Annotated in this window: 15 protein-coding genes; 7 read left to right on the top strand and 8 right to left on the bottom strand. The window is 44.4% G+C overall.

The window, feature by feature from the left end; genetic code table 11:
• Positions 1 to 55 precede the first annotated feature (55 nt).
• Together QUA50_RS19365 and QUA50_RS19360 are read left to right on the top strand one after the other, a co-directional pair.
• Positions 56 to 2,143 carry a hypothetical protein gene (locus QUA50_RS19365; RefSeq protein WP_333265990.1) on the top strand — a complete coding sequence of 696 codons (2,088 nt, stop codon included), beginning with the start codon at positions 56 to 58 and terminating at the stop codon, positions 2,141 to 2,143.
• Between the two features lie 396 nt (positions 2,144 to 2,539).
• On the top strand, positions 2,540 to 3,175 hold the full coding sequence (locus QUA50_RS19360; protein WP_333265988.1) for a hypothetical protein: 636 nt from the start codon (positions 2,540 to 2,542) through the stop codon (positions 3,173 to 3,175).
• Positions 3,176 to 3,178: 3 nt separating this feature from the next.
• On the opposite strand, the gene QUA50_RS19355 is transcribed toward QUA50_RS19360, so the two are convergent.
• The gene (locus tag QUA50_RS19355; RefSeq protein WP_333265986.1) at positions 3,179 to 4,243 is read right to left on the bottom strand and encodes a DUF5895 domain-containing protein; all 1,065 of its coding nucleotides are present in this window, start codon (positions 4,241 to 4,243) and stop codon (positions 3,179 to 3,181) included.
• Between the two features lie 81 nt (positions 4,244 to 4,324).
• On the opposite strand from QUA50_RS19355, the gene QUA50_RS19350 reads away from it, so the two are divergent.
• On the top strand, positions 4,325 to 6,259 hold the full coding sequence (locus tag QUA50_RS19350) for a type IV secretion system DNA-binding domain-containing protein (protein ID WP_333265984.1): 1,935 nt from the start codon (positions 4,325 to 4,327) through the stop codon (positions 6,257 to 6,259).
• Positions 6,256 to 7,419: a hybrid sensor histidine kinase/response regulator gene (locus tag QUA50_RS19345; protein WP_333265982.1), complete on the top strand. Its 1,164-nt coding sequence runs from the start codon at positions 6,256 to 6,258 to the stop codon at positions 7,417 to 7,419. The genes QUA50_RS19350 and QUA50_RS19345 overlap by 4 nt, the downstream gene beginning before the upstream one ends.
• A gap of 282 nt (positions 7,420 to 7,701) precedes the next feature.
• Here QUA50_RS19345 and QUA50_RS19340 read toward each other — a convergent pair whose 3' ends face one another.
• From QUA50_RS19340 to QUA50_RS19330, 3 genes are all read right to left on the bottom strand, one after another.
• Positions 7,702 to 8,379, bottom strand: a complete 678-nt coding sequence (locus QUA50_RS19340; RefSeq protein WP_333265981.1) for a response regulator transcription factor — start codon at positions 8,377 to 8,379, stop codon at positions 7,702 to 7,704.
• 149 nt (positions 8,380 to 8,528) lie between these two features.
• Positions 8,529 to 9,209, bottom strand: a complete 681-nt coding sequence (locus QUA50_RS19335; RefSeq protein ID WP_333265979.1) for a hypothetical protein — start codon at positions 9,207 to 9,209, stop codon at positions 8,529 to 8,531.
• Between the two features lie 127 nt (positions 9,210 to 9,336).
• Positions 9,337 to 9,768 (bottom strand): helix-turn-helix transcriptional regulator, encoded by a 432-nt coding sequence (locus tag QUA50_RS19330; protein ID WP_333265977.1) that lies wholly within the window; start codon positions 9,766 to 9,768, stop codon positions 9,337 to 9,339.
• A 333-nt stretch (positions 9,769 to 10,101) separates the two neighbouring features.
• On the opposite strand from QUA50_RS19330, the gene QUA50_RS19325 reads away from it, so the two are divergent.
• Positions 10,102 to 11,163, top strand: a complete 1,062-nt coding sequence (locus QUA50_RS19325) for a hypothetical protein (protein ID WP_333265975.1) — start codon at positions 10,102 to 10,104, stop codon at positions 11,161 to 11,163.
• Between the two features lie 113 nt (positions 11,164 to 11,276).
• Positions 11,277 to 12,521, top strand: coding sequence for a transposase (locus QUA50_RS19320; protein WP_333265973.1), 1,245 nt, complete (start codon positions 11,277 to 11,279; stop codon positions 12,519 to 12,521).
• 296 nt (positions 12,522 to 12,817) lie between these two features.
• On the opposite strand, the gene QUA50_RS19315 is transcribed toward QUA50_RS19320, so the two are convergent.
• Together QUA50_RS19315 and QUA50_RS19310 are read right to left on the bottom strand one after the other, a co-directional pair.
• On the bottom strand, positions 12,818 to 13,999 hold the full coding sequence (locus tag QUA50_RS19315; RefSeq protein WP_333265971.1) for a hypothetical protein: 1,182 nt from the start codon (positions 13,997 to 13,999) through the stop codon (positions 12,818 to 12,820).
• 226 nt (positions 14,000 to 14,225) lie between these two features.
• Complete coding sequence (locus QUA50_RS19310; RefSeq protein ID WP_333265969.1) at positions 14,226 to 16,859, bottom strand: DEAD/DEAH box helicase; 2,634 nt, start codon at positions 16,857 to 16,859, stop codon at positions 14,226 to 14,228.
• Positions 16,860 to 17,310: 451 nt separating this feature from the next.
• Here QUA50_RS19310 and QUA50_RS19305 point away from each other — a divergent pair, with 451 nt between their 5' ends.
• Complete coding sequence (locus tag QUA50_RS19305; RefSeq protein WP_333265967.1) at positions 17,311 to 17,913, top strand: hypothetical protein; 603 nt, start codon at positions 17,311 to 17,313, stop codon at positions 17,911 to 17,913.
• 233 nt (positions 17,914 to 18,146) lie between these two features.
• Here QUA50_RS19305 and holA read toward each other — a convergent pair whose 3' ends face one another.
• Positions 18,147 to 19,103 carry a DNA polymerase III subunit delta gene (holA, locus tag QUA50_RS19300; protein ID WP_333265966.1) on the bottom strand — a complete coding sequence of 319 codons (957 nt, stop codon included), beginning with the start codon at positions 19,101 to 19,103 and terminating at the stop codon, positions 18,147 to 18,149.
• Entirely contained in the window at positions 19,100 to 20,515 is a 1,416-nt protein-coding gene (gene dnaX / locus QUA50_RS19295) for a DNA polymerase III subunit gamma/tau (RefSeq protein ID WP_333265965.1), read from the bottom strand. Before dnaX ends, holA begins: the two co-directional genes overlap by 4 nt.
• Between the last annotated feature and the right edge of the window lie 437 nt (positions 20,516 to 20,952).

Genomic DNA, 20,952 nt, shown 5'->3' with positions numbered 1-20,952 from the left:
AGAAAGAATAGAGCAGTTTTTTTACCTAATTTTAGTTGACATCAATAGGATTCCCATGAACAGTCCAAAGCAGTTAATAAAATTAAGCCAGGTAGGCTCGGCTTTAATAGCTGCCAGTACACTCTGCCTAATTTTTGCTTTCATCTGCATTACTTTCTTAAGCTTTCCATCAATTGCTAGTGCTAGTTCCTTACCTACTAAAATTTGGGAAAAAGAACAATCTAGAGTTTTGCTGCCAGATTGGAGCCAGATTACCTTTAGTTCCCTGCCCGCCGTTGCTAGTTCGGGAAGTTCTGGCGGTCGAAGCTGGCAAGCCGGCACTTCTGTTGACAACATCTTGAAGCTGGGTGACATTAACGATGTAAAACCAGAAATTCTGTCTTTGCAAGCAATTGAACAATTGGCACTAGGGGATATCAATTTAGAGAATATCAGCTTGTCAGCATTTCCATTAGCTGGTAAGCAAACTGTCGGTCACTTGGCTGAAATTGTTCCGAATCTGGGCCAATTTCAATTGAGCGATGTTCCTCCACTTGCTTCTTTATCTTCTCAAATAGCCGGAGTGAACCCTAACATCAACCAATTACCAATTGGTCAAGCTGTAAAACAAGTACCGCAACTAGCGCAGGCAAAACTTAACCAAATTGACCTATCTGAGTTTGCGATCGCCCAAATCCCCAACCTTAATAGCGTAAATTTAGAACAGTTCTCTGGCTGGTCAGAGGAACTCATCAGCAATATTCCGCTGCTGAGTCAAGTCCCGCTTTCTAGTTTTCCGGTTCCTATTGCGTCTATTGGCAGCACAATCATGCGAATTGACATGATTTACAGTCGGTACGAAAGCAAACGCTCTAATACAATTTCCGGTTCTGATGTAGAAGGATTTGCGGTAGCCTGCGAGAAAGATTGCGCTTATATCGAACTCGACGACATGGAAAACGCCGGTCGCCGCGCCACAGGGCCGCTAGAAGGCAAGCAGTGGATTAGCGGCAAATATCAGGAAGTACGAGGCGGTTCTGGCTGTTTGAGCGGTTGGGAACCGACGGGCCGGCATCCTTTTGGGGAAGTGTTTAAAGTAGTGGTAATGGAACCGTCAGAAACCAGCGATACTGTTGACACGGCTCTGTACTTCAGGTTTAGTTTGCCCTGCGGCAAATCGCCTTACATTATTGGTCCGGTTCCCTTTCTCAGTTACAGCGTTAATTCGCCTATGTTTGTCGGTCGATTGGAGGGCGGTTCTTCTAACACTATTTCTCGCTCAAAAGGCGTCGCATCTGAAACAAAACCTTCAAAGCCGCTGAGTTCAAATCAAGCTAAAAAAAACGCTTTACCAGCTCAGCCGGTACCTGAATCAAAGCGAGAGTGCGCGCGCCCAGCGACTTACGTGAGCGGTGTGGATGTGGCTTCATTAGGGGAGGCGTTAGCAAAGCTTTCCGAAGGAATCACCAATTTGGAAAATGCAGCCAGTGCCGACTACGAAGCCATTGGGGAGATGGTTTGTACTGAAGGAGCTCGCAACTGCGGGCGGGCGATCGGTCGCTATCAGTTGATGAGTTACCGGGAAGAAGTGCAGCGTGCTGTCAGCTCAATTCCAGGGGCGGCTAACTTTATCCTGAACGTCAACAAAGGCCAAAAACCTACAAGAGAGGAACTCTTCCAATATTTTCCTCCTGCTGTTCAGGATAAAGTCTTGCAAAATTCTCTAGCTGAGAACTTAGTCAGCAGCCAACAGGAAATTGACCCTAAAACTGGGCAGGTGTTCAAGGGCGATCGCTTAATTGAGCGAGTAGCGCAAAAACACTTTGGGGGTTCTGGCAGTAAAATTGATGCCAGCTATTCCAACATTTTAGGTGGCTACTCTCTCAAACAGTACGGGGAAAAAGTTCGAGAGCTTTATAACCACAATACCAGCGACAATTGCCAAGCTAATTCTGGTGACAGCAATGGCATCAGCAACTCGGTCGGCTCCGGCATTACTTTAAATGCTAGTGGGAGTATTAAGGTTGCGCTGTTCATTAGCTCTTTTTTGATGGGAATGTGGTTCTTAATTCGACTTTTTTACAAGCGAAAGCAGCAACTTTTTATGATTCTAATCGGTTTGGGACTAGCAATTAGTTTTGGCACGGCTGCACTCTCCCATTGAACCAGGGGAAAGAGGAGGTGGAAAAGCAAGTTATTAACAAGTCTAACAACCTTCTCTACAACCAGGACGTTTTTAATTGCTGAAACCATTAATTTTATGGCATTGATATCAAAATTGGTGGTATCGGAATGATTAAACCACAGAGGGCACAGAGGACACAGAGAAAGAGAAGAGAGAGATAATAATTCCGATGTCAACTGATTAGATATGACTTCTAAGCTGTTCAGGATATAAATTGTAGAGTCGTTTTGTATTCCCCGAAGGAAGTCATAAAAATTGACTGTAAGATTTAGACATACAACAGCTTAGTTCAGCAAAACAATCTCTCTTTTATTGTCTTTTTCTTCTGCTTTAGTGTCCTGTTTTTTCTTGTATTTTGTAGGAGTGGAGTAACAAATGGTTAAACAAAATAGAGTTAAGCAACAAACAGCAGGCACCCAAAAGATTGTCAACCCCCCGGTTTGGTTAAATCAACTTGGTTACTGGTTTCGCATTGGTTTGACAGTTTTTACCGCCCTGTCGCTATTATTGGGGACAGTTGCTTGCACGAATTCTAGTTCAGCAACAACCACACCAGCTTCTTGGCAACAAGCTTTGCGAGTCACTCCAAAAGAAACTTTAACCCTAATTGTAAAGGAACACAGCAGCCTTCCAGAACTCAAAGTAGCGGCTGGGCAAAGTGCAGCGGCGGAAGCAATTAAGAGAATGCGAGTGTGGCAAGTTAATGGCTCGGTAGGACGGCTGAACCTTTATGATTTCAATAATTCCACTCTGTGCGGCACAAAAGGCTGCCTTTATGTTGGCTACTTAATTCCTAATGATTCAAGTCAAATGCCAACAGAAGTATTTGCAGCTTATCTCGACCCCCATAAACCGCTGAAAACTCCTTTGTTTAAGGCTGACAGTTCCTCACACGAGGGTTTGCCTTGTCTAGGAGTGAATCAGCTTTCCAAAGAAGGCCGCCGCCAGCTTCAATTTTGCTACGACGGCCTTACCTATCAACTTGCTGACAGCCAGCTTTTCAGTAGTTAGTGTTTAGTAGTCTGCGGGTTCATCGAAGTCAAAATCTTCTTCTGAATCAACCTCAACTTCAACCTCAGCAGCCTCGGAAAATTCATCTAACTCCTCTAATTCTGAGTCTGTTCCTCCTTCAACTTGTGCAATTTTGCGAGGGGGCGACAATTTACCTCGATTTTTGCGGTTAGTTACGCTTTCTGGCAACGCCTGGACTTCAGGTTCGACACCAGCAGCTATAGCTGGCAACCCGGCCTCGCTAGCGTCAATGAACCCAGCAATGCTATTGTGCAGTCCCCAAATCAATTTCTTTTGTGGTTTTTGACCGAGAAATAGCTTGGGAAAATTAGCATCAGTTGGCTGAGTAATGCTGTGAGTTTTGCAGCAAAACGATTTATTTTTGCCTTCCCCTTCTTTGATAGCTCTAAATTCGACATTCAACACTCCCAAAGAGCGCCACTTGTCATTTTTACCGCTGTAATCTCTCCCAAAGCAATCAGCAAATGCCCGTTCCAAATTGCGGTAAAATTCTTCTCTAGCGCTCTTAAAGCTCCAGAGGGCTACATTCTTGAAGCGGACGACAATCGGTACCTGATGCAGGGGTTGGTTTTTGGGATTTAGAAAGATGAGAGCGTGTTCGGAACACACTTCCTGCGTCTTTTTATCGAGGGAATCGCGATATTCGTCGTAAAGCCCAATAAAACTACCTGCTAATTCTCCATTTTCTTCAATATCTTTGTAGCGGATGTACTCAGGCACACAAGCTAATACCAACATTCTCGCTTTTGGGAGCAGTAAGCCTGTCACTTCTTCGCTTAGTTCGACCGTTGTCAATTCCTCAACATTAGGCATTACGTGCCATTCCGCTTTGACAAGCTGGTCGTTCGGGAGCAAAATACCTGCTGGGTTATCGTTAATCACGATTCCATAGGGCAAAGAGGGCTTGCGAGTTTGGTTGTAATCACTGTTGAATAGCTCCGGATCTATCTCGTAATAATCAGCACTCTTGTTCTTTTGCCTGTTGGAGTTTCCACTAGAATTCTGTACTGTCTTACTGGGAGATTTCGCGTTATTGCTTCTTACCATTGTTTACCTATTTTTGTCATGGTCTCCCCCTTGAGGCGATAGCCGCTATCGGAAACATTTAGTTTTTTAAGAGGTAAAAAAATGAACAATTTGCAATTTTTGCCTAAAATTAACAAAGCTACCTTGATACCAATGGCAGTTCAACCTCCTAAACGTTCGTTAACTAGCATCGATTTTGGCGGGTTGTTGGGTCAGTTTATGAAGCCAGAGGGACTGGCAATGTTAGGGCTAATGGCAGGCTTACTTATTGCTTCCAAATTAGTTGGAAACGGGAAAGGGAAAATTACCTCCGGGCGGCTGTGCGGGACGGCTGAAAAATTGGCAGCCACAGGCTCTGCCCTCAAGCAAATGAAAGAAAAAAAACGGCAGCCCGTTACTTTGTGGAGCGGTACGCCGACTTATTGGTTTAAAAGTTGTCAGGGATTGAGTGCTCGATTGCAAACGCTATTAGGTGCAAATCCGACGGTTTGGTTTCCCCACGCAGAACGCGGAACTTTAGTCATTGGTGCTCCGGGTTCTGGCAAAACATTCAGCGTCATTGACCGGATGGTTGAAAGTGCATTCCAGCAAGGTTTTCCTGCCATTATTTACGACAAAAAAGGAGACCAGATGAAAGTGCTTGCACCCCTTGCAGTGCGCTATGGCTACGATGTGCAAGTGTTTGCGCCAGGGGAAGCTTACAGCGGCACTATCAATCCTCTGGATTTTATGAGAGATGCACAAGATGCAGTAATGGCAGCAGAAATTGGACAAGTTATTGCTCGAAATGCTAGTCCGGGGGAGAGTAAAGGCAATGAGTTTTTTGAGAAAGCAGGCGAGTTGATGGCGAAGGGTTTAGTGCAGTTGGCAAAAAGCAGTCCTTACCCGGATTTAGCTTTTGTGTACGCAATTATTCAACTGCCTGATTTGGTCAAGCGCATCGACCACGCCGTTCACCGACCCGACGATCATCCCCTCAAAATGGACAGGTGGATTGCCTCTAGTTTTTCGCAGTTATTAAGTTCAAAAGATGCTGAAAAAACAGTGGCGGGCATTAAGGCAACCGCAGAGGCAACCTACTCCAGTTTCATTCAAAAAGATTTGTTGCGGGCATTTATTGGTCGCAGCACAATTCCAATTGCTTTAGAAGGGAAAAAGTGCATTATTTTCAAATTAGATGACCAAAGACGCACTGTAGTGGGGCCGCTGTTAGCTGCTGCTATTCACTTATGTGTGGTGTCTAATTTGAGTCGGGTACGTTCTGACCCATTTTTGTACTGCTTAGACGAGTTTCCATCTCTCAAGTTCGACAGAATGGATCAGTGGGCTAACGAATATCGTTCTGCTGGCGGCGTACCGATTGTTGGCATTCAATCGCTCAATCAACTCTATAATCTCTATGGGGATAAAAAAGGGGCTGCGATCGCCAGTGCTCTGTCAACTCATGTCCTCTTCAACCCCGGCGATTTTGAGACAGCCGAGAAATATTCTAAGCGGTACGGGGAAGTGGAAGTGCTGGTAAAAAATCGATCGACCGGCAGCTCGACGGGACAGCAAACGAGCCGTTCTGTCAACTGGGGCGAACAGTTGCAAAAGAAACCGCTGATTAGTCCTGACGAAATTCTGAGGTTTCCTCAAGGCAAGTGCGTGATCACTTCACCGGCCTACGCAACGGGGACGGAAGCTTTATTTCCCTACCCTCTCAAGATTCCGGTGCGGCCCGGCGACATAAAGCGAGCTAAAGAGTCTGAACAACTGTGGGACAGCAGCATCAGACCGCAGCTTGAAAGGCGGGCGAAAGCTTTGTCAGTAGAGCAGCAGACGGGTAAACTGCTCAATATAGATGAAGAGCTGGATCAGCGGATTCGATTCGCTTACCAATTGCTGCCACATCCGAACGATCCAGAAGAACCCGTGACTGTGGCTGATGTTGAGTCGCCTGTTAATGCTGCTGGTGCGAACAGCGCGGCTGGGAAAATAGCGGTTGGCAATATTCGGAAAAAACTCAAAACTCTGTCCTTTGGTGGCGATAGATGATGGAGCAAACTAAACAATTTTTGGCTGACATTTTGATTGTTGACGATATTCCCGCTAACATTCAACTACTTTCTCAATTGCTAATTGAAAACGGTTACAAAGTCAGGAAGTTGATTAGTGGACAGCGAGCTTTAAAAGCAGTAGAGTTGCAAGCGCCCGACTTGATTTTGCTAGACATAAAAATGCCCGGTATGGATGGTTATGAAGTCTGCCGTCAACTTAAAGCATCTGAAGCTACTTGTGATATCCCTATAATTTTCATCAGCGCTTTAGATGACGTATTTGACAAAGTAAAAGGGTTTGAGGCGGGCGGTGCTGACTACATTATAAAACCTTTTGAGCCTGTTGAAGTGTTAGCGCGGGTATCTGCCCAACTTAAAATGCAGCGTTTACAGCAACAACTTCGCTGCGCTAACGTGCAATTGGCTACACAAAATGTTCAGCTCAGCCAGGAAATTCAAGAAAGACAGCAAGCAGAAGCCAATTTAAGAATGCTGTTGCACGCTGTTTCGCACGATTTGCGATCGCCTCTATCAGGAATGTCGCTGCTGCTGCGAAGTCGCCTCAATGATGCTGGCAGCAACATTGTTATTGATAGGCGGACTGTGGAGGTTATGGTGCAAAGCTGTTCGCGCCAACTCCAGTTGATTGAGTCACTAACAGCAACACAACAGTTTGATGTGAAAAGTGCTTCTTTAGCCATGAAGCCGCTGTCGCTGCCCACTTTAGTCCAAAATATTCTTATTGAAAGATTACCAATTCTCAACCAGCATCGAGTCAAGGTTAAGCAGCTTTTTGCAGCAGATTTGCCTTTAGTCAATGCTGATGGTCAGCAGCTCTGGCGGGTGTTTGGCAATCTGATCGACAATGCTGTTAAATACAATCAGTCTGGGTTTATTTTGACTGTAGAAGCTAAAAAGGAAGGCGAGATGGTTCGCTGTACGGTTGCAGACAATGGGGCCGGAATTTCTCCTCAGCAATGTGCAAGATTATTCGAGCCTTATACGAGGGGAGTTGGAGTTAGTTTAAGGCAAGGGTTGGGATTGGGACTTTACATTTGCAGGCAAATTGTTGAGGCTCACGGCGGAGAGATTGGCGTTGATAGCGAATTGGGAAAAGGAGCGAGGTTTTGGTTGACATTGCCCAAGTTTGAAGATTGACAAGATATCATAATTTGCTACGCGATAGCTACGCCTCAAAAACCACTTTTTTTAAAACAATTAGAAGCTGCTGAACAGCGGCTACTGCAAGAAGGTTTGGAAAACAATTGCCTCACTCATCGGCTGACGAATTGAGAAAAAGGTTGGCACAGAGACGTGGATAAAACCTGTTATGCGGTCAATCAATTATAGGGGATTTTTTATTCTAGAGCGCAGAGGAAAAAAAGAGAGAGGTTCGCAATTGATGTACGGATTGCTATATTAGTTTCTTAATTCTAACGGTTAAACTAGCCCCAAGCGCAGTGCTTTAACGGCGGCGTGGGTGCGATCGCTCGCTTCAAATTTAGCTATAATCATCTCTACATGACCTTTGGCGGTGTGGACGCTCATTCCTAGTTGAGCAGCGATTTGTTTATTGCTTTTACCCTCAACTAGCTGCTGCAAAACCTGCATTTCCCGTTCTGTCAGCTTGATGTCGTCATTCGCATAGCTTTCGGGCAGTGGCGTTTTGAGATTTTGCAGCACGCAGTCGGCAATCTTAGGGTCTAGGTAACTGCCACCTTCTTGCACAGTCGTAATCGCTGCTAGAAGTTGTTCTGCGTTAGTGCCTTTAACGCAGTAGCCGTGAGCGCCGCTTGACAAAGCCGCCATTACCTGAGTTGGATTGCTGTGGTGGGTGAGCATCAGGATGCGAGTATGCGGCAGTGCGGCTCTGATTTGCTGCGCGGCTGCAATACCGTCGATTCCGGGTAAGTCAATGTCCATCAGGGCGATGTCTGGTTGGTGTTGCAGCGCGGCACTGACGGCTTCGTTGCCGTTAACAGCTTGTGCGACTACTGTTAAATGGGGTTGGTTATTGAGGATATGCTGTAGACCAAGCTGCATCATCGGGTCATCTTCAACTATCAGGATGGTTTTTAGTTGGCTTGTTTTTGGTTGGGTGGCGGTAGTTGCAGTCACGGCTAAGATTCCTACTACATTTTATCCATATCTATTGTTTTTTCTCATATTAAAGAGTGTCATCCTCCTATGGAAAGAAGAAATGGGCGATTGCGTTGGGAATAGGTGGATATCTCTCGATAGGAGGATGACAATAAAATGTGAACTGATTATATCGACACTTCGTTGATTTCATCCAAATTGATAGCTGTTGCTACTTCCTTCGGTTGAGGTGTTAGATAACAATTAAGCTTGATAACTGTTTGTTCTGTCTCTGGTTCAAGGGTAGTCAAAAGCCAATTTTGAGTGTGTCGGTGTTGCTTACTGTCCCAGGCAAACTGAACTTTTTCTGCTGGTTGAGTCGGGTGCAGTGCCAAAATAATCAGTTGCAGCTTGTGAGGCTCGATCTCGAAGAATTCGGCAGCTACCCATAACTTAACTCGGTCTTGCCAAGTCAGTACAGGATGGCGAATCGCCCACTCAATTAGTCTGGGTGTTCCTTTGACTAAACCCACATTTGTACGGACTTGTATCACTTTAAATGGAGGAGAAGGGGAAGAATTTTCTTCTGTCACTCCCCTTTTTGTTCGGTCTAGTTTTGTTTGAATTGGAATGTCAACAAACAGCTTTCGCTGCGGTAAAAACAGTGATGGCGATAGTTCTTTGAGCTGGAAAACCCACTGCTGTAACTGGGGGTGACTGTTGAGAATTGGCTCGACAGGTAATCCCATTAAAATTTGCTTGACAAGCAGTTGCAAGCGTTCTTGCAGATAGGAAGGAACAAGAGGCGGCTCTTGTAGTGGGCTAGTATGAATAGTTTGATTGAGGTCGGATAGAGTAAGGAGGTACATTGCTCAGAGCATAAAAGACTGAGCAATAGCGGCGATCGCCAGAAGTCAGGGGGAGTGGGGAATGAGACGCTGACTTTTCCGGCTTCTCAACCGAAAACCGTGAGGGTGTAGGCTGCTTGTTACCTAATTATACAAGTTTGGCTAAAAATGCTACTGAGGAAGAAATGATATCGGCAATATCATCTGGATCGAGGGAATAGATCTTTGCTAAAACTTCTTTTTTAATTTTTTCAGAGCCTACCCTCTTGCTGCCACTCACCTGACCGATCGCCACTTCATCCAAACCGCGTTGATAAACTGATAGGGATATTTCTCCATCCAAATAAAGTTGCAGAGTCTTGGTACTGCCACCGCTTAACTTTGCCAGTTGCCGAAAGTTCTTAGAATCGGATTCGGGTATCGTTTTTCCTTTTAACCACCGATATATTGTTGAAAAATCTACTCCGATAGCGGACGCTAAAGCGCTTTGAGTCCAGCCTTCTTTCAGCAGCAGCTCGATCAACTGAGTCAGCCGCTTTTGGCGATCGAGTATAAGAGAAGACACAGAGCTAACAGTCACAAGTACTTACCTGACGCTATTACAGTACACTATTTTACTTTCTGTAACATAGAAACCTCTTCGCTACAGGAGGGATTGAGACAGGATCTTTCGAGAATCAGATAAATTACCTCGGATCAGATAAATTACCTGGCACTATACATCTATTTAACGGTAAAGTCCTTGTATTTGCAAGGTTTGAGCAATTTTTTGACGATCGCATTTTTGACTGCCCCTGCTGTATTTTACCCCTTTTCTACAAAATTTGAGCCATCAAAGCCTTAATCGATTACGCAACTACTCTTGCATTATGCAATACTTAATCTTGCACCCCGCAAGACGGACGGAACATCAATGTCATCCTCCAACACAGTTCGCGGTTCTGATGCACATAACTTCTCTGTTGTTCGCAGCGCTGAACTCACTGCGAGAGTTGCACAGGACTGCCAGCTAAACAAAGCCGACGCTAAAGATTTGTCTGCCCAGAGCACGCTCACTGATGCTGAAGCATTAGAATTAAGCAGCTTGGAAGCTACAGTCGAACGGAGCTTGAAAGCTTTTTGGGAAATAGGGCAAGCTTTGCGCCATATCCGCGATCGGCGTCTCTACCGACAAGACTTCTCGACTTTTGAAGACTATTGCACTAATCGGTGGGAAATGTCTCGTCGCTCAGCTTACCAATTGATCGAGGCGGCAACCGTGTACGAAAATGTGCGCCATGGCGCACAAATCCTTCCCGCCAATGAGCGCCAAGTTCGCCCTCTAACAGCACTACCCTCCCAAGAGCAGCCTAGGGCTTGGGCCCAAGCCGTTTCTACTGCTCCGAACGGCAAACTTACGGCTTTTCACGTTGCCCAAGTTGTTGAAGAACACCAGAAAAAAATTTCGAGGAATAAGTCTAACAACGAGAGCAGTTCCAAAAACCAACGAACTCAAACAGCCAATCATCCGTCAAACCGTGAAATTTCAGCATCCACTCAAAAGAATGCTGGGGAATTGGGAGCAACATCCAGTCAGACAGAAACTCCATGCCGAAGCTGCTGGAATTGCTATCATTGCAGTTTTGAGCCTGTTCAAGACGACCCTCACAGTTTTTATTGTCAAAAGCTAGGCAAACTAAGCTTTATTGAGAAAGATGGTAACGAACGAGGATCTAAATGTAAATTGTGGCTCGATCGATGGATCGAGCCAGAGTTAGTCAAAAAGGCAAAACGAGCCCAACGAGATACTTTTACCTTAACTCTACAGCTCCCGATCGACTTGCAAGCCCAAATGCGAGATGCGGCTAAAACTCAAGGGATGGCTGTAGTAGATTGGGCAGCACAAATCCTTCAAGCAGCAGCTTCTACAATCAGTTTTGCTTCTGAAGTCCAGCCTACTCATAACATTACGCCCGCCGCCACAAGTGAGAATTAGGTACGTATTGTAAAACTTCATTGAGTTTATAAGCAATTATAAACAATAATGGTATTATATTGTTGTGAGTGTTGAACAAGGAATACGCATAGCCCAAAAAACGCAAGTCTCAAATGCAACTAACAGAGAGGCACATCATTAAATCAACGTCACACCGTTTCGCCCAAATTGACGAACTAGCTTTCAAGTCCAAAAACCTCTACAATGCCGCCAATTACGTTATTCGTCAGAGTTTTATTTATGGGTGGGGCTATGTTAATTACAACGAAACGAACCGCTTGATGAAGTCTCATGAAGCATACAAGGCTTTGCCTGCTAAAGTTAGTCAGCAAATCTTGATGCTGCTAGACAAGAATTGGAAATCGTTTTTTGAAGCTGTTAAAGCTTACAAAGTTGATTCTTCAAAATTCACGGGTAGCCCAAAACTGCCGAAGTACAAAGATAAGGTCAAAGGGCGAAACCTTCTCGTCTACACGATTCAAGCGATTAGCAGCAAACAGTTGAAACAAGGAATCATTAAACTTTCCGGCACTGAACTTTTAATTAAAACTAAAGTCAATCCCAACCAGATTTGTCAAGTTAGACTGGTTCCGAAATGTGATTCATATATAATTGAGGTGATTTATGATGCTTGTACTGAGGGTAGTCGAAGTGAAGCGGAGTCCATTTTTGGCAATGCCAACTCTGTAGCTAGTATTGATTTAGGACTGGACAATTTAGTGGCGTTAACTTCAAATCAACCGGGATTTATCCCTTTGTTGATTAACGGGCGACCATTGAAATCGATTAACCAGTTTTACAATAAGCGGAAAGCACGATTGCAATCCCAGTTAAAAGGGAATCGCAAAACTTCGCCCCGCATTCAGCGCTTAACTCGCTGTCGCCATCAAAAAGTTGATAATTACTTACATCATGCTAGCCGTGTGATTGTTGACCATTTGGTAGCGAAACAAATTGGAACGCTAGTAATCGGCAAAAATGCACAGTGGAAAACCGATATCAATCTAGGTAAACAAACTAACCAAAATTTTGTCAGTATCCCTCACTCTCGATTAATTGAGATGTTAGAATACAAAGCTCGGTTGGCGGGAATCACGGTGATTGTGAAGGAAGAATCCTACACGTCGCGAGCCAACTTTCTGGGTTTAGATCCAATTCCTGTTTACGGGAAAACAGAAAAAGAGCCTGTGTTTACTGGTAAGCGAATTAAGCGTGGTTTGTATAAAACATCGACTGGTCAGCTAATTAATTCCGATGTGAATGCAGCGTACAATATCCTCAGAAAAGCAATCCCAAATGCGTTCCGCAATGGGATAGGGAGCTGCGTAGTTCAGCCGAGGCGGGTCGATCCGCTGTAAGGATTCAGGTCACTGAACTCCTTGCTGGGCAAAGACTTTAGATATGGAGCTTGATGCTAAATAAATCTCTATTCTCAATAAATGACAAAAAATGACAGTTTTTCGTCCTTTATTGACAATCAACCACGAAAGACAAAAACCCTTATTTTGCCCTAAAACCCTTACCAGACAAGCGTTGGAGCCGCAAGTTTTTAGACCTGAATCCTTACGATCCGCTCAAAGTGAAAGAGAAGGGGGAGGGACTTAACGCCTCCCATGTCATGCAATAAATGACTATACTTTTACCAGCTATTGGGCTAGAAATCGTCCAAATTAAACAGCGTAAATTGATGAGGCGAGGTTGTCGTATTTCTGGGTCGGCGTTTGCCCTTAACAACTTCTTGAACTACTGGATTTGAGTGAATTGATGTCTTCTCATTCAAGTCAATAACTTCTGAGCTTTCTCCTGAACTTATTTCATGTTCGACTGGACAATCAGTATGATTTTTAGCCTGAGACTCGACTGGCTCAAACCACTCAGTGTACCAATAAGTGGCGTTCATTGATTGGGGTCGATCGCTACTTAAAGTATTGCCAAGGAGCAAATCAGTTTGACCCAACCACCAAATCGGAACAGCCAGCCAAGGTGAAAACAGATAAAACTGAAACAAAGCGCATTTTAACAGAGTAGGGTCTATATCTTGACCGATACCGCTCAGACAGTAATTTGACTGTGTTAACATTAAAGCACCCGTACCGCACGCAGGTTCATTGAAGCTGGAAATTCGCTCTGTTTTATCACCACTGACTAACTTAGATATGAACTGACATAAAGCTAAGGGTGTCGGATAAAACCCTGAACTTTTTTGAGCAGTCTTTCCGCAGATTTGGGGTAGCAGTCTGCCCATATAATCTTCAGGATATAGCATGAGAATTGACAGGTCAAACATCTGATAAAGACGCATTGATGCACCTTCACAGCCGGCGGGTTCTTTGGGTAACATTTTATAAGCTGGATGTCCGAATGCGAACAAAACCCAGTCCAAGAAAAACTCCAAATAGTCCCAAGCTGACCAAGTTTTCCATTCTCCATGTTGAGGAATGCAATTGAGAGTGTTATCTAGCATGGCTTCTGCGGTAGGAGAATGCTGCCATTCGATTTGGGGAATCGGTTCTGCTGGCAAAGTTTCCTCAATTACAAATTTGGGTAAAATTTCTGGTTTTCTGTTCTCCAGAATGGCTAGCATTGGCTCCATCTTCCACCGCATCCAGGCATGAGCGGGGACAGCTTGACACAAAGCCCAATAATCCCACCTTCCCCATAAACATCGGTCTATTTGTGCGAGAATTGTTAAAAGCCAGCCATGCTTTAAATCTCGTTTGAGGTTAGGAATTAAAGCTTGCTTTTTCTTTGGTTTATAGGGTTGCTTTCTGAAATATAACAGCGTTGACTCTCTAGTTTTGGAGTCAATAACTGGTAATAAAAGCTGGTTTTTCATGAGTACAAGTCCGAAAAATGCACCCCTAAAAACCGCAGTAGCGGTTCGCACAATTCTATGTTGATGCAAGCAGCGTCTTGTTTAATAAAAACAGGAAAAAAAATTGGGAATACAGTGTAGCTTTTTTCAAACAAAAAAGCTACACTGTATTCCCCGCTCCCATTTTCCCTATTTCTCTCTCCCCATTCCCCTTTCTCAGCCGTCTATTCCACCAATTTTTTGATATTTAAGGAGTAGAAAATGCTTCGCACAGCAGCAGCCCCACCTGCTTGAGTAAAGCTTTGTTACCATCAGGGCATCCCGACTGAATCAAACATTTAGGACAGCCAGAACTGCAAGAACAACTGCGGGCTAACTCAGCAGCCGCATGAGCTAATTGAGGGAGAGAACGAAAAATAGCTTCCGAGGTTCCCGAACCCCCTTCTGCTAAATCGTAAAAGAGTCCTGCATAGTCATTTGCACCTCTCTTCTCTACCAGAAAATTCACATCATTAGCGGAAGCCAAAATAGTCAGAGGTAAAGCGGCTAAAATTTGATGGCCGAAACTGTGAATAGCCAACAAATTCGCGGGGTACTCCCACAATTGCTGATATCCGGGCGGAATCTGCTGTTGAGATTGAAGCAATTCCTGGCGAGTAGCTGTTACTACCTGTTGCAGATAACATTCAACCGGGGAATTAAAACTAATTTGCAGTACAGGAGTCGCAAATTTTATTTCGTAAGGTTGCTCAAAGTTTACCTCATTAAGAACCGATGTTAGCTCAGCAGAGCGAGTTCTCTTGCCACAAACAGGACAGGCAGTACATTTTGGTAAATGCTCTCTGTAATTGACACACTTTCTATTGAGACAAGTTAACTCGTAATTGCGAGTTAATAATTGATAACCAGTGACGAGTTGGCTAATTTCTCCCCAAACCAGTTCCAGAATAGCTTGAGCTGGAATTGCCTTACTATCCGTTGAATTGGTTTGAACATTTCCTTCAACTTCTGGAATGACCAACGGGATTTGTTGAGGCAAGCTCAAATTCTGTTTGAGGCTGGTATCAGTGTGGCTAATCGCTACAGTAAACAGTCGAGTTTCAGGGGTGTTTTGCAAAATAGCTTTGCCATTCAAGAGTGAGCGCGAAGTATAAGTCACCAAACAGCCGTCTGAGTTTTGCGTGCGGTAAATAGCACCAGGAAATACCTCTCGATAAGCAATCTCCGCACTGAGGAGTTCAATCTCTTCTTGAGTATCCGCATCCACCAGTTGTATCGTGCTAGAACCCGTTCCCCCTCGAAAGTTTACATCTTTATGGGGAAAGCCCTTAGCCCATAATTTATCCCGGCTTCTGTGAAGAACACCTTGCTCAATTAAAGCCGTTGCAATTATATGAGCGCTCTTGCCAAAGTAGTGCTTGAGCTTATTGGCAGGAATGCCTGTTTCGACAGCCGCGCACATCAAATGTTTGGCAATATCTATGGGATAATTGGCATTAAAGCTCACCAATTCAGATTCGGCTGACAGCAACAATTCAGGGCGCTCGGCAAAATAGTTATCCAAAGGTGATTGTGCAATAGGAATGAAGACAATTAAACCGGAGTTTGCGCGACCGGCCCGGCCAGCCCTCTGCCTAAAAGCTTGCAAGCTTCCCGGCCATCCCCTAATAATAGCAAAGTCAAGTTGAGGCAAATCAATTCCTGCTTCGAGAGCGCTAGTGCTGAGGATACACTTAACTGTTCCTGACTGCAAAGAGTTAATAATTTCCATGCGGCGCTCGCTTGTTAAACTGCCGTAGAAAATTGCTACTTGCGACTCAATTCCCGAGTTAGTTTGAGTTACAGCTTCTTGCTTAAAAGTTGCCCACAAGTTCTTAATTGCTTGTCTGCCGTTACCGAAGCAAATTCCGCTTTGCCCTTGCTGCAACAAAAACATAATGATGCGAGCAACATCGGAATTAGCATCATGAGTCGGTTTAGTAACAATTAATTGCCGTTCTGGAACAGCAGCTCCGCTAGAGTTAATCCAAACTAACCGCTCGGGTTTATTGATATTTCGCTTTCGACTTCTACCAGATAGTAACTTCGCCAATTTAACTGGATTGCCAACGGTAGCACTCAATATCAGGAATTGCAGTTTTTGAGAACAACCTCCGCGCTCGTCTACTGCCAATTTTAAGCGGCGAATTAAGCTAGCCATGTTAGCTCCGTAAACTCCGTTAAAAGTGTGAGCTTCATCTAGGACAATATAGCGGAGGCGACTTAAAAAGTGCTGCCAAGGCTGACTCCAGTGAACGCCTTTCAGCGCATAGTGAATTAACTCTGGTGTTGCGCTGATTATGCTAGGGTTTGCAGCTAATAATTGTTCTCGGGTTTTGGGAGGAGTATCCCCAGTTAAAAGGGCAAGGCGCGGGCGCGCAGGCTCAGGAATCAGTTGGAGCAAATCGGCAAGTTTTTGACTTTGGTCGGCTGTTAAAGCTTTCAAGCCATAAATAGAGAGTGCAGTAAATTGATGTTGGAGAATGCCCTCTAAAATAGGCAAGTACGCACTTAAAGATTTGCCAGAAGCTGTTGCTGTGCTGAGGATGACATCTTTGCCCTGGCGCACGGCTTTGAGTGTTTTAATTTGGTGCGAATAAAGCTGTTGAATGCCTTGGCGGTGCAAAGCAGAAATTATTGAAGGCGGCAAGTCTTGAGGAATTTTGTAGAGCTTAGGAGTTATAGCAGGCGCGATTGTCTGATAAATAACCTCTTCGCCTAAAAACTCACACAAATCGGCTGTTGCAGTTGGCTGCAAATGGCTGGCTTCTGGGAAGTTATTTTGGTGAAAATCATGTCTGGCTATTAGTTGGGAAAGAAGGTTGATATAATTGGGAGGCATTGGTCACTCTAAGAATGAATCTTTTCTCTTTTACTACCGATAGGTAGGAAAAAGAACGAGAGAAGAAATTAATAAAAAAACTGGGAGTCGGACTGATTTTGGTAGCAATTATGGGTTTTGGTTCAGGAACCAACAAAGCGGTAGATTTCCACCTCACTGCGCGATCGCCCCGCCTCGTGAGACGCTAGCATTAACACAGTACACTTGCCATGTATATAGCGATTCTCAAGCAAGTGAGATGTCAACTGCCTAAGCTGCTACGCATCTAAAGTGTATGTTGGGAATGAGGGGAAGAGAGGGAGAAAAGGAGAAGGGGAGAGAGGGAGAAAATTTTACGCTTTTTCTACAAGGATTTAAGTATATAATTTAAAGACGCGACAGCTTACCAATTACCAGACTTACCTCATTTAACCCCGAAGTGTTATAATATCCGATTAAGAATAATAAACCTATGCCTTACAGTAAATTTACTCTCAGCAAAGCTGTAGATGATTTCCATCTCACAATCATTGAAGGAGCGCGTTTTTTACCAGAAATCCTCCCAGTGACTCCTAGTGTTTTACTACAGGATACTCTTAAAGAAACGATTCCCTGGGCGATCGCGGTGAGTAGCGAAAAAGCTCGTTCGGAGGGGATTATCAATCCTGTGTTACTAGAAGTAAAACGCCAACTTCAAGGACAGATTAGCGTTTTTTCAGGCGAAGAATTCAATGTAGAACCGGAGGCTGAACTTACAGGGTATGTTGACTTTCTTCTTAGTCGTTCCCCGGAGCAACTATTTATCAAAGCCCCTGCGGTTATATTGGTGGAAGCCAAAAAAGAAGACCTTAAACCGGCTCTAGGGCAATGCCTTGCAGAAATGGTTGCAGCTCAACGCTTTAACCAACAAAAGCAACAGCCGATATCGACGATTTACGGAACGGTAACTAGCGGTACAGTTTGGCGGTTTCTTAAACTAGAAGAGCAATGCGCGTCCATTGACCTTACAGATTATCCACTACCTCCTGTTGAGCAAATTTTGGGCTTTCTCGTTTGGATGATGCAGGAAAGATGAGCTGTTATTAAACAGAAATAGCGACCTAGTGCGATAAATAAACTCAAAAACTTCTTTGATAAATTAATGAGAAAAACAACTTCTTTATCACTACAGTTAATTAAGACTTACGCATAAACTCTATCTGTAGGGTACGCCGCGCACCTTACTGCTACCAATAGTGTTGCAAAGCAGTTTTTGCCTCCAGGATTGTTAATGAAAGACTGCCGAATTAACTCGGCAGCGCTTTCCTGTTATTTAAGGTGAGTGAGTTGAGTGATGCTGAGCAAAGCAGGCAACATCGAGTCAGGCTTATCTCCTGTTTTGAGAGCAATTTCTAAATCAAACAAAATGGAGAGCGATCGACTTAAGAAGTTCGCAGATACTTCCTTAACCTCCTGCTTAAGGAAATACAGCCGTTTGGGGTTACTAATTCCGCACATACTAGCAATTTCGCTATCAGAACGTTGTTGGTCGGAATTGATAGTAGCTTTTACCCACAGCCAAGTTTTAAACTGAGTTTGGAGAGTGGCAATAATTGCTAAAGGAAACTCTGCCCGAGATAGCAATTCATCAAGCACCTTAATTGCCGCCACTGCTTGACCTTTTAAAAGAGCTTCGGCAAGTTGAAAACAGTTGGCTGTGGTAGCTGGAACGAGGATTTTAGCAGCTTCTTTCGTAATGCGATCGCCCGCAGCATAAATGGCTAATTTCTCCAGTTCACTAACTCTTCTAGCAGAATCGTTACCAATCGCTACCGCTAGATAACTGACAGCATCTCTGGCAATTGAGAGATTCATCTGTTTAGCAGTAGCAGCGATCGCATTTTCAATTAAATCAGTACGCCAAGGAGGAATGAGAGTAAACTCCTTAAGTTTACCAAACAGCAATAAATGCTTGACTACCTTGAGCCGTTTGTCGATAACAGCAGCAGTGAAAACTAAGTGCGTTGTGGTAGGTAAATGGGGCAAGATTTGCAGTAGTTCTAGCCCCGTCTCCCCAAATTGCTTGAAATCACAATTCTCAACTACGATAAGTTTACTTCCGACACCAAAAGGAACTGAAGCAGCCGCAGAAATAGCTATATCCAGGGAAGAAGCATCAAACCGATGGATGTTGAAATCTCGCCAGAGAGGATGAGTTTGAGTCTTAAACTTTTCAACTTCTCGTTCAATTGCGTAGGTATCATTCCCAATTAGGATGCTAATCATGCTGCTAATTCCTCCTGTTGTTTGACAGTTACAGTAACAGAGCGGCCTAAAGCTTTAGTAACGATCCGCTGCACGCATTCAAGGTGACTCTGAAACTTGTTCGCGTATTTTCTTTCTACTGCTAACACACATGAATCAGCAGAAAGTTCGGCAATTTGAGCACGGTTTAAGAGGCTACGATTTCCTGGTTTCGCTGCTGCTACTACTTGCGCCCAAGTTGTTTCAAAGTCAGGAGAATCTGCCTCTATTTTTTGATGGGTTTTATCAAATTTGTCAGGCTGATTAGATTGGGAAGTTGCCGGCAACCGCGTTTCGGGGGCAGCGGGTTTGCTTGACAGCATCAAGTTCAGCAGACAGACTTCTAACCAGGTAGCCGCATTGGTGCTAGTTCTCAATTGAAATTCTGATTTTTGCAATTGTGTACAAGCCGCATCAATTGTTTCAAAATCGAGATGAAGAGCGAGCGAGCGCAGTTGTGAATAGCCTACTGGCCCTGCAATTAAATTCTGGCAGTGGCGCGTTGATTTGACAATGAGCAAATCTCTCATTGCTGCTAGCAAGCTGCTGAGAATAAGTTTGGGGGTTTTGCCGCTGTCAATGAGCGTTCTCGAAGATTGCAGTACGCTTAAGGTATCGCCAGAATGAATGGCTTTGAGAAGGGCGATCGAGTCTTGCTCGCTGATGCTGCCAGATACTTCGGCAACTTGAGTTAGGGTAATCTCTGAGTTTAGCAGTGAAAGCTGAGAAAGTAATTGCAGGGCATCTCTTAACCCTCCGTCGCAGGTACGAGCGATCGCCCGCATGGCCTCACTTGCGATCTCAATAGATTCAGTGGAGCTAATTTTGTGCAATTGTCCGACAATAGCATCAACTGACAAGGCTCGGAAGTTAAAAGTTTGGCAGCGGGAGATAATTGTCGGCAGGACTTTATGTGCTTCAGTCGTACAGAGAATAAACACCACATGAGCCGGAGGTTCTTCAAGGCATTTGAGGAGAGCATTTTGAGCGCTGGTACTGAGTTGGTGGCACTCGTCTAAAATCCAGATGCGGTAAGGGCTCATCGCTGGCGCAAAGTTGCTGTGTTGTATTAATTCTCTGGCATCATCCACGCCATTGTGAGAGGCAGCATCGATTTCAGTTACGTCTAAGCTTGAACAGGAGTCAATGGTTTTGCAGCTTGAACATTCTCCGCAAGGAGTGGCGGTTTGCTTTTTGCTATTCAAACAATTGAGGGATTTAGCAAGGATGCGAGCGGTTGAGGTTTTGCCTGTTCCTCTGGGCCCGGTAAACAGGTAAGCTTGAGCAATTTTGTCGGAGGTGATGGCATTGGTCAAGGTTGTTTTGATGGTGTCTTGACCCACTAATTCTTGGAGGCTTTTGGGTCGGTATTTGAGGTGCAGTGGTTGGTACATTTTGAGTGGTTAGAATACTTCTGATAACTATTCCCCGATAGGGGAGCCGTGCCTGAAGTTAAGCTCATAGGACTTACGCATAAGCTCTATCTGTAGTGGAAAAATTGTGAATTTTACCGCTACCAATAGTGTTACCAAGTATTTTTTGCGTAAGTCCTGGCTCAATTGTTGGCGATCGCGAAGGCGCTGAACACACTACCGCAAGGAAAAATTGCTAAACCCTCTGCTGCTGAGATACAGCAAAAAAGCACGGCATGAAGAAAAAATAGAAAGCAAAAGGTTTGAGCGAGTGGAAGCTGATTCCAGAGCGCAAGACTGGGGCAATTTACACCTCGCTTACTTGCGGTTTTGGAAATTTTCAAGGTGCAACAGGGTCGGCGGTCGCGAGCTTATTTTAACCAATGGAGAGAAACATTAAAACTCACTGATTGACCACC

It is taken from the genome of Microcoleus sp. M2_D5, assembly GCF_036701935.1.
GTDB lineage: Bacteria > Cyanobacteriota > Cyanobacteriia > Cyanobacteriales > Microcoleaceae > Microcoleus.
The sequence above is the reverse complement of the archived record's forward strand: the minus strand, read 5'-3'. Positions and strand labels throughout refer to the sequence as shown.

Coding starts and splice junctions, on each gene's coding strand:
- QUA50_RS19320 (WP_333265973.1), top strand. CDS start 11,277: ATGCAACTAACAGAGAGGCACATCATTAAATCAACGTCACACCGTTTC.
- holA (WP_333265966.1), bottom strand. CDS start 19,103: ATGATTAGCATCCTAATTGGGAATGATACCTACGCAATTGAACGAGAA.
- QUA50_RS19350 (WP_333265984.1), top strand. CDS start 4,325: ATGAACAATTTGCAATTTTTGCCTAAAATTAACAAAGCTACCTTGATA.
- dnaX (WP_333265965.1), bottom strand. CDS start 20,515: ATGTACCAACCACTGCACCTCAAATACCGACCCAAAAGCCTCCAAGAA.
- QUA50_RS19355 (WP_333265986.1), bottom strand. CDS start 4,243: ATGGTAAGAAGCAATAACGCGAAATCTCCCAGTAAGACAGTACAGAAT.
- QUA50_RS19315 (WP_333265971.1), bottom strand. CDS start 13,999: ATGAAAAACCAGCTTTTATTACCAGTTATTGACTCCAAAACTAGAGAG.
- QUA50_RS19335 (WP_333265979.1), bottom strand. CDS start 9,209: ATGTACCTCCTTACTCTATCCGACCTCAATCAAACTATTCATACTAGC.
- QUA50_RS19305 (WP_333265967.1), top strand. CDS start 17,311: ATGCCTTACAGTAAATTTACTCTCAGCAAAGCTGTAGATGATTTCCAT.
- QUA50_RS19365 (WP_333265990.1), top strand. CDS start 56: ATGAACAGTCCAAAGCAGTTAATAAAATTAAGCCAGGTAGGCTCGGCT.
- QUA50_RS19360 (WP_333265988.1), top strand. CDS start 2,540: ATGGTTAAACAAAATAGAGTTAAGCAACAAACAGCAGGCACCCAAAAG.
- QUA50_RS19345 (WP_333265982.1), top strand. CDS start 6,256: ATGATGGAGCAAACTAAACAATTTTTGGCTGACATTTTGATTGTTGAC.
- QUA50_RS19310 (WP_333265969.1), bottom strand. CDS start 16,859: ATGCCTCCCAATTATATCAACCTTCTTTCCCAACTAATAGCCAGACAT.
- QUA50_RS19325 (WP_333265975.1), top strand. CDS start 10,102: ATGTCATCCTCCAACACAGTTCGCGGTTCTGATGCACATAACTTCTCT.